This is a genomic window from Pseudomonas fluorescens (genome assembly GCF_001648775.1).
GTDB lineage: Bacteria > Pseudomonadota > Gammaproteobacteria > Pseudomonadales > Pseudomonadaceae > Aquipseudomonas > Aquipseudomonas fluorescens_M.
Genome location: NZ_LVEJ01000010.1, coordinates 178,343 through 192,330 on the forward strand (window position 1 = coordinate 178,343; position 13,988 = coordinate 192,330).

At 57.4% G+C, this 13,988-nt stretch carries 11 protein-coding genes; 4 read left to right on the plus strand and 7 right to left on the minus strand.

From position 1 onward, the window contains the following. Positions 1-5: 5 nt before the first annotated feature. The 6 genes from mexE to A8O26_RS11010 form a co-directional block, all read right to left on the minus strand. Positions 6-1,259 (minus strand): multidrug efflux RND transporter periplasmic adaptor subunit MexE, encoded by a 1,254-nt coding sequence (mexE, locus tag A8O26_RS10985; protein ID WP_064118007.1) that lies wholly within the window; start codon positions 1,257-1,259, stop codon positions 6-8. Between the two features lie 271 nt (positions 1,260-1,530). Then, the gene (locus tag A8O26_RS10990; protein WP_064118008.1) at positions 1,531-3,270 is read right to left on the minus strand and encodes a dipeptidase; all 1,740 of its coding nucleotides are present in this window, start codon (positions 3,268-3,270) and stop codon (positions 1,531-1,533) included. A 243-nt stretch (positions 3,271-3,513) separates the two neighbouring features. Beyond that, positions 3,514-4,029: a hypothetical protein gene (locus A8O26_RS10995; protein ID WP_064118009.1), complete on the minus strand. Its 516-nt coding sequence runs from the start codon at positions 4,027-4,029 to the stop codon at positions 3,514-3,516. Next, entirely contained in the window at positions 4,026-4,760 is a 735-nt protein-coding gene (locus A8O26_RS11000; protein ID WP_064118010.1) for a hypothetical protein, read from the minus strand. The genes A8O26_RS10995 and A8O26_RS11000 overlap by 4 nt, the downstream gene beginning before the upstream one ends. A gap of 4 nt (positions 4,761-4,764) precedes the next feature. Further along, positions 4,765-5,262: a PAAR domain-containing protein gene (locus A8O26_RS11005; protein ID WP_064118011.1), complete on the minus strand. Its 498-nt coding sequence runs from the start codon at positions 5,260-5,262 to the stop codon at positions 4,765-4,767. Between the two features lie 337 nt (positions 5,263-5,599). Beyond that, positions 5,600-6,514, minus strand: coding sequence for a LysR family transcriptional regulator (locus tag A8O26_RS11010; protein WP_034154182.1), 915 nt, complete (start codon positions 6,512-6,514; stop codon positions 5,600-5,602). A 269-nt stretch (positions 6,515-6,783) separates the two neighbouring features. On the opposite strand from A8O26_RS11010, the gene A8O26_RS11015 reads away from it, so the two are divergent. The 4 genes from A8O26_RS11015 (at position 6,784) to pgm (ending at position 13,013) form a co-directional block, all read left to right on the plus strand. Continuing rightward, complete coding sequence (locus tag A8O26_RS11015; protein WP_064118012.1) at positions 6,784-7,806, plus strand: zinc-dependent alcohol dehydrogenase family protein; 1,023 nt, start codon at positions 6,784-6,786, stop codon at positions 7,804-7,806. Positions 7,807-8,353: 547 nt separating this feature from the next. Continuing rightward, the gene (locus tag A8O26_RS11020; RefSeq protein ID WP_064118013.1) at positions 8,354-9,814 is read left to right on the plus strand and encodes a hypothetical protein; all 1,461 of its coding nucleotides are present in this window, start codon (positions 8,354-8,356) and stop codon (positions 9,812-9,814) included. Between the two features lie 49 nt (positions 9,815-9,863). Next, complete coding sequence (locus tag A8O26_RS11025) at positions 9,864-11,261, plus strand: PLP-dependent aminotransferase family protein (RefSeq protein ID WP_064118014.1); 1,398 nt, start codon at positions 9,864-9,866, stop codon at positions 11,259-11,261. 105 nt (positions 11,262-11,366) lie between these two features. Further along, the gene (gene pgm / locus A8O26_RS11030; RefSeq protein WP_064118015.1) at positions 11,367-13,013 is read left to right on the plus strand and encodes a phosphoglucomutase (alpha-D-glucose-1,6-bisphosphate-dependent); all 1,647 of its coding nucleotides are present in this window, start codon (positions 11,367-11,369) and stop codon (positions 13,011-13,013) included. 58 nt (positions 13,014-13,071) lie between these two features. Here pgm and A8O26_RS11035 read toward each other — a convergent pair whose 3' ends face one another. Beyond that, complete coding sequence (locus tag A8O26_RS11035) at positions 13,072-13,767, minus strand: pirin family protein (RefSeq protein WP_064118016.1); 696 nt, start codon at positions 13,765-13,767, stop codon at positions 13,072-13,074. Between the last annotated feature and the right edge of the window lie 221 nt (positions 13,768-13,988).

Sequence of the window (13,988 nt, forward strand, 5' to 3'; positions counted from 1 at the left end):
GTCCCTTAACCGCGTGGGGTCGTAGCAGCCAGCTTCACAACCGATCCCGACGCGCCTTTGGCAGGGGCGACTTTGGGCAGGTTGCTGGCTTCCAGCGCTTGACGTTGTTGAGCGAGTGCCGCGATCGTTTGTTCGCTGGCCATCGGGATCACTTCAGGGGTGACCGGTGAACCAGGACGCACCCGTTGCAGACCCTTGACGATGATCGTGTCGTCCTTGTTCAGGCCGGTACGGACGATGCGCAGGCCTTCGATTTTCGGACCCAGTTCGACGGCGCGGTATGCGGTTTTGTTGTCCGCATCCATGACCAGTACGAACTTCTTGCCGAGGTCGGTACCGACCGCTTCGTCGTTGATCAGCATGGCGTTGTAGGTGCCGCTGCCGACCAGTTTCAGGCGTGCGTACAGGCCCGGGGTGTAGGTGCCGTCGCTGTTGTCGAACACCGCGCGACCACGGATGGTGCCGGTTTTCGGGTTGACCTGGTTGTCGACAAAATTCATCTGACCGAGGTGTGGGTTGCCGTCTTCGTTGGACAGGCCCATGTACACCGGAGTGGTCGCACCGCGCTGACCGTTGCGGGCGAGCTGGGTGTATTTGAGGAAGACACGCTCGTCGGCATCGAAGTAGGCGTAAACCTTGTCGGTGGAGACGACGCTGGTCAGCGGGGTGGTGTCGGCGGTCACCAGGTTACCGGCGGTGATTTCGGCACGGCTGACGCGGCCACTGATCGGTGCGGTTACGCGGGTGAAACTGAGGTTCAGTTTGGCCAGGTCCAGTTGCGCTTGCAGGGCGCCGACGGCGGCGCGGGCTTCTTGTGCAGCGCTGGTGCGCGAATCGGCCAGTTCGGCAGAAATCGCGTTGCTGGCGCGCAGACGTTCGCCACGGCCGGCTTCGTTTTCACTGCGGGTGGCGTTGGCGCGGGATTGGGCAACGAGTGCTTCGAGGCGGCGCACCTCAGCCTGGAACGGACGCGGGTCGATCTGGAACAGCAGGTCGCCTTTCTTGACCAGGGCGCCTTCGGTGAAAGCCACCTCGTCGATCTGGCCGGAAACCCGTGGACGGATTTCAACGGTTTCCGGGGCTTCGAGGCGCCCGGTAAATTCGTCCCACTCGTTGACCGGTTGTTCGATCACCTTGGCCACGCTGACTTTGGTAGCAGGCGCGGTGGCGGCAGTCTCCGGAGTCTTGCCGCAGGCGCTCATCACCAGTACGGCCAACATGGCCAACGGGAAGCGCAAATGTTTGAGTGACTGTTCCATGGATGCATCCGCCAATGTATTGAAGATGGGCGGATGATGCTCGGCGGGGTGTGATGGCACGAATCGAATGAAGCAAAGGTAACTATCATCCGGAATGATATAAGACCCGAATGAGCCCTCTAGCATGCACCTTTCGTTAGGTGGCTATCAATCTTTCTGAAGGCAATTCTGTGTTGCCCGGTGTGCAAAAGTCAGGAGTGAGGCTGCGCGGCGGGGATTATCTGGCGATTAAAAAGTTGAACCCGCCGAAGCGGCGGGTTCAGGAGAGCAATCAGAGTTTCGGCAACTGGCCGATCCGACCGATCATTTCCGTGACGATCTGCAGATCCAGCTGGAACTGCTCCACGGTCTTGAATTCACCATCGGTGTGCCCGGTGTATTTCACGTTCGGCATGGCCAGACCGAACTGCACACCGTTCGGCAATTCATGCACCGAGGTGGCGCCTGCGGAGGTGCCGAACTCGTGTTTCATGCCGAGGTTTTCAGTCGATACTGCCAACAGCGCCTTGACCCATTCGCCCTCAGGATTGCGGTACATCGGCTCCGCGATCGAATAGTCGAAGGTTACGGCTACGTGGCTTTTCTTGTCCCATGCCGCCAGTTTCTCAGCGATCTCAGCCTTGAGCTTCTCCGGCGACTTGCCCTTCGGTACACGCAGGTTGACCGCCAGTTTGAAGGCTTTGTCATCCTTGCCGACGTAGGTCAGCGAGGTTGTCAGCGGGCCCATGAAGGAATCGGAGAAACCGACACCCAGCTTGTTGCCCAGATAATCCAGGCCCCAGTTGTCAGCGGCATAACGCGCCGCATCGGTGATGTGGTTGTGTTTGAACGCGACCTTGCCATCAAGGCTATTAATAAAGACCAGCATGCGCGCGACCGGGTTAACCCCGGACTCGGGTTCGGAGGAGTGCGCGGATACGCCAGTCACCGTCAGTTTGACGTCTTTGCCATCGACCTTGGCGCTGACCTGGAAATCGCCGCCATTGCGCTTGGCAAACTCGTCACCGGCCTTCTGCAGGCTGGCAGCCAGTTCCGCAGGTTTGTCGGTGGTCAGGGTGGCGACCGACACCGAAGGAATCTGATTGGTCGCCAGACCGCCGGTCATCGAGATGATTTCCGCACCTTTGCCTTCGCCTTTGCGCTGGGCAAAGTTGGCCATGACAGTGCCATAACCCTTCTCGGCAATCACCACCGGGTAACCGCCATCGAGCGCGAGGTTGTAGTTCGGCGTCGGATTGTGTTCGAAGTAGTACGGAATCGCATCGCCCGTGGTTTCTTCGGTGGTGTCGACCAACAGCTTGAAGTTGCGCACCAACGGCAGCTTTTCTTCTTTGATAACTTTCATCGCATACAAGGTCACCACGATACCGTTCTTGTCATCCTCGGTGCCGCGACCATACATGCGGTCGCCGATCAGGGTGATCTTGAACGGGTCGAGGCGGGTACCATCCTTGAGCACCCAGTTTTCCGGCGTTACCGGCACCACGTCGGCATGCGCGTGAATACCCACCACTTCATCGCCGCTGCCATCGAGGGAAATCTCGTAGACGCGGTTGTCGATGTTGCGGAATTTCAGATTGAACGACTCGGCCAGGCTCTTGATCTTCGCGGCGATCTTGATGAATTCCGGGTTGTCGTGCTGTTCGACGCCGTCTTTGCGAAAGGTCGGGATCTCGACCAGTTCGCGCAGGGTTTCGGTGGCGGCAGCGCTGTATTTCGCTCGCGTGTAGATGCCCAGCAGACGATAGATTTCGTTCTGCTGCTCAGCCGTCAGGGTCTTGTTATCCAGGTACGCGCCAATAGCCGGGCCGATGTCGGCGGTCTTGGCCAGATCACTCTTGCCCAGGCTACCGAGGAACTGACGGAAGTCGGTGGCTTTGTCAGCGCTGAAGGACTTGAGGATTTCAGCACTCTGTTGCGGGGTGATATTGGCTTGCGCGGGCGCGGTGAATACGGCAAGGCCGCCCAGTATCAAGGTGGTGGCAGCCAGTTTTTTGAAAGGGACATTCATTACGAAGGGCATTCCTTTGCAGGGCAGTGAGTTAGGCGTGTCTCAACGTTGAGACACATACACTTACAAACTAACACCGTGCCAGAGCCTTGCGGGAGTCCTGAAACGGGATGTGTCGCACAGAAATGCAAAAGAGGCGCACAAATGAAAAGCCCGGGGAGGGGGCCCGGGCTTTTTTATGGGTGCAATCAACTGACGACCAGAGCTTCGCCAATTCCCTGCGCAAGGCTCAGCAAAGGGCGGTTATCTGAAGATCTGTTCAATCATGATCCTGGCCGGGATGAATAACGTGTTCGTGTAATAGGCCTCATACCCATAGGCAGTAATGCGCACTTTGCAAGGAATCGAGGCTTGCGACGCCAGTAATGGTTTGATGGCGTCGTAGTCATTCAAGTCGCGTTGCGTTCCATCCGGATTGGTGTAGTAAAAGATCAGATCGGAAGAGAATCGGTAGTTGGGCTGGGCCTGACTGCTCGCGGTAACCCGTCCTTCGGCTTTTACAGCGATTGGATGCTCCGATGAGAACTCCATGTCTCGATTGAGAGAGCAGATCAGAGTAGGGCTGAGTTGATTGGAACTTTCGTAATCATTGAAAGCGTTCTGCAAATCCACAGTGGAGTTGAAGTGTGCCGTGAACAGATTGGCGGGGCCGAGCTCAAACGACGATAACGTGAGGTCGGCGGGTGGAATACTGGCCGTTTTTACGCAGCCAGTGCAGAGAAGAACGCCCAGGTAAATGACCGCGCGGAAGCTGTTCATTGGCCAAAGATACCGTTGATTGAATCAAAAATCAGATCGCAAGCGGACTTCGTTCCTTGCACAGGTTCGAAAAACATCCAGTCAGCAGAAGCATGGTGCTTATCAATGGTTTTATTGATGGTCGGACCTGCTTCGATAATCCAGCGCTCGCCGAAGTCAGCGACACCGTCAGATTGGTCGGGTGTACTGGCGTTGGCGCGGATGTTGATCCATGTTTCAGCGACAGGCGTTGGTTCAGAGAAATAAATGTCGGAACCCAGCCATACGAGGAACCCTTCACCCACGGGATCGAGTGTCACCAGATATTTGATGGTGTAACCGGCTTCGGACAGGATCTGTGACAGATGCGCACCGTTCCAACCGCCGAGGCTGTGGCCGACGATGTAAACCGGGCAGGATTTGTTGGGAATGTTGTCGATGAAGTGGGTCTGGATATCGCCGGAACCCCTTGCATCCTTATAGCTTTTAGGGAGGCCCGTGTATTTCGCCTTCAGTTTAGCGTTGCCGGCTATTTTGGCGTCGAGCAGTTTTTGGGCGTCATCGATATTGTGGAACGCGCCCTGGAAATAGTATTTCTCCTGATCGGCAGCCCCACCGATGAAAAAAACGATCGCCTTCTTTACTGCAACGGGAGCCGTCTTTACCGACTGATCCTTCACCAGTGTTAACGTCGGCGTGACTGCCAGACTCGCGGTATTGCCATTGGGAAGCTGGATTTGCTCTGCCGGCATGTTTTCAATCTTCCAGGAAGAGTTTGAAGGTTTCTGCCACGTGTGAACTCACGACGTGGGTGAAGCCCAACGAATCGCTGGTTCCGTACTCGAAGCTGCCGTTAGCGCGTTGAATGGCGTAGCCATGATTAGGCATCGGTTCACCGGTGCTTTCGTCAATCAGTTTGATCCTGTCGCTAAAGTGCACCGGCATCGGTAGCAGACCGCTGAAAGGTGCCGAAACGAATGTGTCACCGATGATGACTGTTCCGGAGCCGCCCACCACGACGTTGCCGTGTCCGCCTGTGCTGTCTATGGTCGCAGCGTTCAAGCCATTGATGAAAACTGTCGAACTGACGCCGCCGGTGATTGGACTGCCACAAGCGGATTTGTCGGTCATCCGGGCGGCAGCAAGCCCGTCAAAGTTCACATTGGGCGAGCCACTGGCAATGGGATTCGTGCCATGTCCCGGAAGAGGGCAGCTAGTGGGGTCCGTGAGGCGTGCAGCAGATTTTCCGCTCATGCGAAGTTCCGTTTCAAGAGGTCAGATCGGGCAGCTGTGATGGATAGCCGTAGCGTAGAGCGCCAAGGCTGTCCGTTGGATCGGCAGCCTTAAGCGGTCGTAGAATCGGGAATGGCGAAGGTGTGGTGGCAGTTCTGCGAGACATTGACCCCATGTGCATCCGGACGGATACGAGTGTTCGCCTTCAGTCACACCGGTGGTGTTTGAAGAGGCGAGGGGTACAAGCGCTTGCATACGTGAAGTACGCATCAAATTTTACCGTCCCTGGAAATTTCGTTGCGAAGAATGCCGCAAGCTACGCTTGCGTTCAATAATATTCAGAACTGCCAGCGCTGATTCAGAGACTATCCGGATCCCCAAAAAACATCTGAATCCGCGACCGTAACCACCGCTCACCCGGGTCATTATCCTGCGACCCCCGCCAAGCCATATGCAGCTCAAACGTACGCGTCGGCAACGGCGGATCCTCCGCACGAACCCCACCAGCCGCTGTCAACGCATCCGCCGTGTAATCCGGCACGGTCGCCACAATGTCAGTACCCGCCAACAACGTACTCAAACCATTGAACTGCGGCACAGCCAATACCACATGCCGCTTGCGCCCCAGTTTCTCCAGCTCTTCATCAATAAAGCCACTGAGGTCGCCGGCAAACGACACCAGCGCATGCGGGCGCGCGCAGTAGTCGTCCAGGCTCAAAGGCCCCGGCACGGTATCGGCGCGCAGCAGTTTTGGCGCGCTGCGGCGCAGGACCTTGCGCTTGGCGTTGGCCGGCAGGTCGGTGGTGTAGCTGACGCCAATGGATATCTCACCGGAGGCCAACAGGCCCGGCATCAATATGTAGTTGACGCGACGGATCACCAGCACGATGCCCGGCGATTCGGCGCGCAGGCGTTTGAGCAGCATCGGCAGCAGGGCGAATTCGACGTCGTCGGACAAACCGATCCGAAAGACCGAAGTGCTGGTTGCCGGGTCGAATTCGGCTGCACGGCTGACCGCCGTCGAAATCGAATCGAGGGCGGGCGAGAGCAGGGCGAAGATTTCCACCGCGCGGGCGGACGGTTCCATGCTGCGCCCGGTGCGTACGAATAAGGGGTCATCGAACAGGCTGCGCAGGCGCGAGAGCGCCGCACTGATCGCCGGTTGGCCGAGGAACAGCTTTTCTGCCGCCCGGGTCACACTGCGTTCGTGCATCAATGTTTCGAATACGATCAACAGGTTCAGGTCGACACGACGCAGGTCATTACGATTCATCTGGAGTCCTGGCAGAGTCATCAAGCTTGACGAGAGCGGCCATATGAGAACAATGGCCGGCATGAATCTTACGGGGAAAGGCTGGTACTCTGCACCGGAAAATTCAGCTTTACTGAGACGGTGGCAGCAGTTTTTCATGGATTTTGCCAATGCCGCCCCTGCTGCGGAATCAATGACAGGCATGTCGACTATTAATAGCCACTGATAGTCTTGGGTCGAAAGCCCAGATAGAGTTCATGGCATTAGAGGTTACTTTGACGAGGTTTGCGATGTCCCGCACGATCCGTTTTCACAAGTTTGGTCCGGCCGAGGTGCTCAAATGCGAAGAGCATGCGGCCGCTCAGCCAGGTCCTGGCGAAGTGCAGGTGCGTGTCGAGGCGATCGGCATCAGCTGGTATGACACCCTCTGGCGTCAGAATCTGGCCTCGTCTCAGGCGCGACTGCCTGCCGGTCTTGGTCACGAGATGGCCGGTGTAATCACAGCTGTCGGCGACGGTGTCGATGATCTGGCAGTGGGTGACAAGGTCGCCAGCTTTCCGGCCGAGAGTGCGAACGACTACCCGGTCTACGGCGAGTCGATCGTGCTGCCGCGTACCGCGCTGACCCGTTATCCGGATGTGCTCAGCCCGATTGAAGCCAGTGTGCATTACACACCGCTGTTGATCGCCTACTTTGCCTACGCCGATCTGGCGCGGGTCAAACCGGGCCAGTTCGCTCTGGTGACTGATGCCAGTCACTGCGCCGGCCCTTCGTTTGTCCAGTTGGGCAAGGCCATGGGTGTACGGGTGATTGCCGCCACCAAAGAGGCGGAGGAACGCGAGTACCTGCTGTCCCTTGGCGCAGAAAAGGTGATTGTCACCGAAGAGGAAGATCTGTTGATGCGAATCAACAAGATCACCGACAACCGCGGTGTCGACGTAGTTTTCGACGGCCTCGGCGGCCCACAGATGTCACTGTTGGGTGATGTGCTGGCGCCGCGTGGCAGCCTGGTGTTGTACGGCCTGCAGGGTGGCAACCAGACTCCGTTTCCGGCCTGCGCAGCGTTCCAGAAGAATATCCAGTTCTTCGTGCACTGCATCGGCAACTTCACCGGCAAGCCGGAACTGGGCATCACGCAGGATCACGTCGCTCTGCAACGTGCTCTGCGAGACATCAACCAGTTGACCGCTGATCGCGTGTTGGTGCCGCTGAAAACACGTGTATTCCCGTTCAACGAGTTCGTCGAGGCTCACCGCTACATGGACGAATGCCCATGCCGCGAGCGTGTCGCGCTGCAAGTCGAACCTGCGTAAGTCTGCTCGTCAGAGTCCGTGGCTCCACGGACTCTTCTGCGTTTATTCCTTCTGAAAAACAGATCTGCGCGGGTGCTGCATCCGCGGTCGTTCAGCAACTGAACTGGTTTTTGCCCTCGATCTGTATCTTCTAATCACACTTTAAGCCCTGATAATTGAATGATTACTTTCATCTCAAGGAATGAGTCATGGCTGTGCATTCAATTTGCCCCGAGCAATATCATTCGGCTAGCTCTTCTGGTCGTGCCAATTTTTGTTTAATTGCTGTAGGGCTATTCGGAAACCACATCTCTTTTTCTTGTACTCATTTTCCGTGGGATGCTGTGGGAAGTTTCCTAGGAATATTTAACGTTAAAATAACTCGTTGAAAAACAGTAAGTTAAAGTTGTTTTGCGGGCGACTTGCGGATTTCTGATGCTCAAGTGTTTCAAATAACTACAAATTTGTAAGTGTTAGCATCTGAGCGTCTATTACTTATTGATGAATTGTCGCGAAGCAGGCGTTTGAACTGCTGCGGCAGGAATCTTTTTATACCGGGTAAATACCGATGAGCACGATCCATGATCAGGCAATGAACTATGTCTACCAGCAAGTCTTGCAACGTTTGCTGAGTTTCTTCTCTCGCGCAGAGCGCACGGCATTGCAGTTGCTGATTCAGCGACTGGTCGTGGCCGCTGGCGGCATGGATAACATTGGTCACTTCAAAGTACTGGTAAACCAGTCCGGCTCTCGCGACAGCTGCTACACACTGGCGTTGCTGCGGGCCGCGCAATTGAGCCTCGCCGTCCGGGCCCCGGCGACCTTCCAGCTGCGCGTGGCGACCCTGCGCTGGAACGGTGACAGCGCAATGGCGTTGCAAAACATGCACCGCAGCTACGCCGCGCTGTTTCTCTACGACGATCCTCGGGTCGAATTGCTGATGGTCGATCATCGCGAGGTGTTGCCGTTCGATTATCAGACGCCGATCTGTGACGGCGGGCGTGAAGCCAATCGGATAAATCTGCTGCTGATCGCACATCGGCGAACCTTCAGTGAAACACTCGAGTTGTGGGATGACGCGTATCTGGCTACCGCCGAGTATTACGGCCAGATTGCCCGTTGGAACAATGGCGTCGACGCAATGATCGGTGCTGAATCGCCGCGCCGGCAGCAGCACTTCATGAGCGGCTTGAGTCGCGCGCTGCAAAAAGCGGCAATTGCCGGGCCGCTGGCCAGTACCGCCGGTTTTGAGCTGCTGTTCCCGTTACTCGACGGGCTGGGCGGAGATTTCTACCGTGAGTTCTACGCCGACGAAGAACAGATTACCTGGCGCCCCGAGGGTCAGTACGAGGCCTGTCGGCGCACCGGCTTCGTCAATATCAACGACATGATCGTCGGTAAACTTGAAGAACGCTGGCCCTTGCTCACGGAGTTCCTTGGCTTCCAGGTCGATGATTTGACGCTGTATCAAGGTGATGACGAGTACGCAGACCCCTTGGTCGCCGCGCATTTGCGCGGTCTGCAGGCGCAAATCATTGAAGGCCGAACCTACGAGGCCGGCATCAGCGAGCATCTGCAGAACACCTTGCTGGAGATGCGTCGCAAGCAGGTGCCCGAGCCGGTGTGCGAGCAACTGCTCGCCGGTTTTGGTGATCTGCACGATCCCGACCTTTTGCGTGCACAGTCGCAAGCATGGCTATTGGCCAATTTCGACCTGAACGAAGTGCAGCTGACCTGCCTTTTGTTTGCACCTTTCATTGATCACGGTGCCGGTCTCGAACAATTTTTGCGTCATTGCCATCCGGGCATGTTGGTGGCATTGCCGGATCTGCACCGGGCAATGCAGGGCCAGCATGCGCCGGAGCAGGTGCTGAAATGGATGACCGAAGTCAGTGGGTTGCCGGTCAGCTTCATTGTGCGTCTCTACGCCATGGGGCCAATGCCCGCCGTCTGCGAAACGCCTTCGTTAGAAGACGATCTGCGTGTAGCGGCTGTAGCGCCTGACGTCGATCGGTCGGCGGAAGGCTGATCGTGAGCGATTGTCGAGGATATGAATCGATGTCCGTGGAGGCGGGCTCGTGAAAGCGACGCGAGAAACCGACTTCGTTTATCAGGCGGTTTATCGGTATCTGACACAACTGATCGGTGAAGTGGGCAGAAACTCGGCAGTGCGCTTGCCCTCATTGCGCCAGCTGGCAGAGCGCTTGAATGTGTCGATCTCGACGGTGCAGTACGCCTACTCGCTGCTGGAGAAGGAAGGGCGGGTCTATTCGATAGCCAAGTCCGGGTATTACGCACAAGCGCTGCCGACTGTGGACTTGCTCGGCGACGGCAGTGATTTACTTGAAACTGTTTACATCAATGCCAGACGTCCGGGTATGTGCGTGTTGAGCGCCGACGATCCGGCTTCGCTGCAACCGCTGGACAGTCCATTACTGATGCTTGAGCGCGAATTGTTGCGCCAGTATCCACGCCAGTCCCAATGGTTGGTGCAGCCGTGCGGTGACCTGGAACTGCGCACCGTACTGGCGGCGCGCTACACCTCGTCGACGGTGAATAGCTGGCAGGCAGACGACGTCTACATCGGCGCCGACTTGCGCGGAGTGCTGGAAATACTGATTTCGGTGCTTGAGTTGCGCCGAACCACCGTGGTGGTCGAATCACCGTGTGACTGGGTGATTCTGCGCCTGCTGGAAGCGGCCGGCGTGCGCGTTATCGAGTTACCGATGCTGACCGAAGGCGTGATCGACCTGCAACAGCTGGAGTCACTGCTCAAAAAGGAGCCGGTACGGTTGGTGCTTTTGTCCGCCGTGCTAAGCATGCCCCGAGGCAGCCTGATGCCTCCCGCCACTCGACAGGCCATTGCGCATCTGCTCGGCTGTCACGGTGTCTGGGTGCTGGAAAACGACTGTTACAGCGAACTCGATGAGAGTGGCGACTCGCAACGTCTACGCGATTGGCTGGACCCTGATCGTTTGCTGGTGTTTTCCACGTTCGAGAAATTCATCGGCGCCGAAGCGCCTTTCGGGTTTGTCCTGTCGCGCCATTGGCGTAGCGAACTGCAGCGCCATTTCCTGTTGCGCGCGTTTCGTTTGTCGCCGATCCGCCAGAAGGCGGTTGCCAGGTTGCTGGGCGGCGGTCGGCTGGATCAGCATTTGACGATTCTGCGGCGGATGCTCAAGGAGCGCCGTACGCAATTGATTCAATTGTTGCGCGAGCGTGGCGATGCGTTGCAGATTGTCGAGCCGCAGGGCGGGGCAACGGTTTGGGTGCGTTCGCTGCGACCGGTAGACATGGGCAATGTGTTCCAGCGCCTGCTCAGGCAGCAAATCATTATCGCGCCGGGCGAGTTGTTCAGCCTGCAGGGCCTGCATGCGCACCATCTGCGTTTGAGCCCGCTGGAACATGGCGATCACGATCTGGCCAGCGTCGTCGGGCTGTTGGGTGACGCCTTGCGTCTGGCACCTGAAGATTAACGTTAAAAAACATCGGGAGATGGCCGGATACATCTCATCGCACTGCGGTCAAACTGCCAGTAAACTGCGCTGTATTCTCGAACCACTCTATTTCAGAGGTTTTGCATGACTCTCAGTCCTTTTGCGGGCAAACCGGCACCGGCAGAATTGTTGGTCGACATCCCGCGACTGGTAACGGCTTATTACACGGGCCAGCCGGACGCCTCGATTTCCACACAGCGTGTGGCATTCGGTACCTCCGGGCACCGGGGCAGCTCCTTCGATTTGAGTTTCAACGAATGGCACGTTCTGGCCATTAGCCAGGCAATCTGCCTGTACCGCGAAGCACAAGGCATCACCGGGCCGTTGTTCGTTGGCATCGACACTCACGCACTGTCGACTCCCGCCGGGGCGAGCGCGCTGGAAGTGCTGGCGGCGAACGGTGTGACGGTCATGATTGCCGAAGGCGATGAGTACACGCCAACACCGGCGATTTCCCATGCGATTCTCTGCTACAACCGTGGTCGCACCTCGGGGCTGGCTGACGGCGTGGTCATCACGCCTTCGCACAACCCGCCACAAAGCGGCGGCTACAAATACAACCCGACCAATGGCGGCCCCGCCGACACCCACATCACCAAGTGGATCGAAGCCAAGGCCAACGAACTGCTGGCCAACAAACTGGCGGGCGTGAAGCGCATCAGCTACGAGCAAGCGCTGAAGGCCAGCACGACCCATCGTCACGATTACGTCAATACCTACGTCGCCGACCTGATCAATGTGATCGATTTCGACGCCATTCGTGATGCCAAGCTGCATCTGGGTGTCGATCCACTGGGTGGTGCAGGGGTGCGTTACTGGTCGGCCATCGCTGAGCATTACCGTCTTGATCTCGACGTGGTCAACAAGCAAGTCGACGCGACTTTTCGCTTCATGACCGTCGACTGGGACGGTCAGATCCGCATGGACCCCTCGTCCAGTCACGCCATGCAAGGTTTGATCGGCCTCAAAGAACGTTTCGACGTCGCGTTCGCCTGTGACCCGGATCATGACCGCCACGGTATCGTGACGCCGTCCGGTGGCTTGCTGGCGCCAAACAACTATCTCGCGGTGTCCATCGATTACCTGTTTCAGAACCGTGCGCAGTGGCGCGCTGATGCCGCCGTTGGTAAGACCGTGGTCAGCAGCGGCTTGATTGATCGGGTGGCCAAGCGTTTGGGCCGTCGCCTGTACGAAGTGCCGGTCGGTTTCAAATGGTTCGCCGAAGGTTTGTTCGACGGTTCGTTGGGTTTTGGCGGGGAGGAGAGTGCCGGTGCATCGTTCCTGCGCAAGGACGGCGGCGTGTGGAGCACCGACAAGGACGGTCTGATCCCGGCGTTGCTCGCTGCGGAAATGACCGCGCGCACCGGTCGCGATCCAAGCCAGGCTTACAAGGCATTGACCGATGAGCTGGGTGAGCCATTCTCGGTACGCGTCGACGCCAAGGCCAATCCGGAGCAGAAAGCGCTGCTGAGCAAGCTGTCGCCGGCGCAGGTCACCTCGACTGAACTGGCGGGCGAGAAGATCCAGAGCATCCTCAGTCACGCGCCGGGCAACGATCAGGCGATTGGCGGTCTGAAAGTCATGACCGAAAACGGCTGGTTCGCCGCGCGTCCGTCGGGCACTGAAGACATCTACAAGATCTACGCTGAAAGTTTCATCAGCGACGACCATCTCAAGCAACTGGTGGTTGAAGCGCAGACGTTGGTGGACGGCGCCATTTCCAGCCAATGATCTGAAGCAGTACATAAAAAGGGCGACTTTTAAAGTCGCCCTTTTTTTCGTCCGCGATTTATGCCAAATCCACCAGCACAATTTCGCTGTCTTCAAGCGCCGTGACGGTCAGCACCCGTTCATGCGCCACCGCCACGCCGTCCCGAGCTTGTGCACGCAAGCCGTTGACTTCAATCAAACCCGTGGCAGGGACCAGATAAGCCCGGCGACCCTCATCCAACAGATATTCCGCGGTTTCCCCGGCCTTGATGTTGGCTGCAACCAGGCGCGCATCGGCACGAATACGCAGGCTCTGGTCGTCGCCGTCCTTGCCGCTGGCCAGTGTCACAAAGCCTTCGCGCTGACCTTTCGGGAATGGTTTCGCTCCCCAGGACGGTGGCGCGCCGGTTTCGGTGGGCAAAATCCAGATCTGGAAGATCTTGGTGTCCTGCGCTTCCAGGTTGTATTCGCTGTGCGCAATGCCGGTGCCTGCGCTCATCACTTGCACGTCGCCAGCCTCGGTGCGGCCCTTGTTACCGAGGTTGTCCTGGTGGGTGATTGCGCCTTCACGTACGTAGGTGATGATTTCCATGTCGCGGTGCGGGTGTTGCGGGAAACCGGTGCCCGCCGCGATCACGTCGTCATTCCATACCCGCAGGTTGCCCCAACTCATGCGTTGCGGGTCGTAGTATTCGGCGAACGAAAAGTGGTGATGGGCATCCAGCCAGCCGTGATGGGCGCCGCCCAGTGAGCTGAAAGGTCTGAGTTCAAGCATGATCGTCTCCTCAAAAGGTTCGTCAGGGGGCGCACGGTCAGCACCCATTGCGAATCCGGTGGTGTATGACGGCGATCATCTATCAGGTAAACATCGATAAAAAGCGTAAAAAGTGCGGCATGAGTATCGAATTAGCTGATAAATCAAAGGCTCGAAATCGTCTCATCGCACCTTCAGTTCATCGCCTAAGCCAATGAGCTGTAAGCATTTCGCTAGAACTC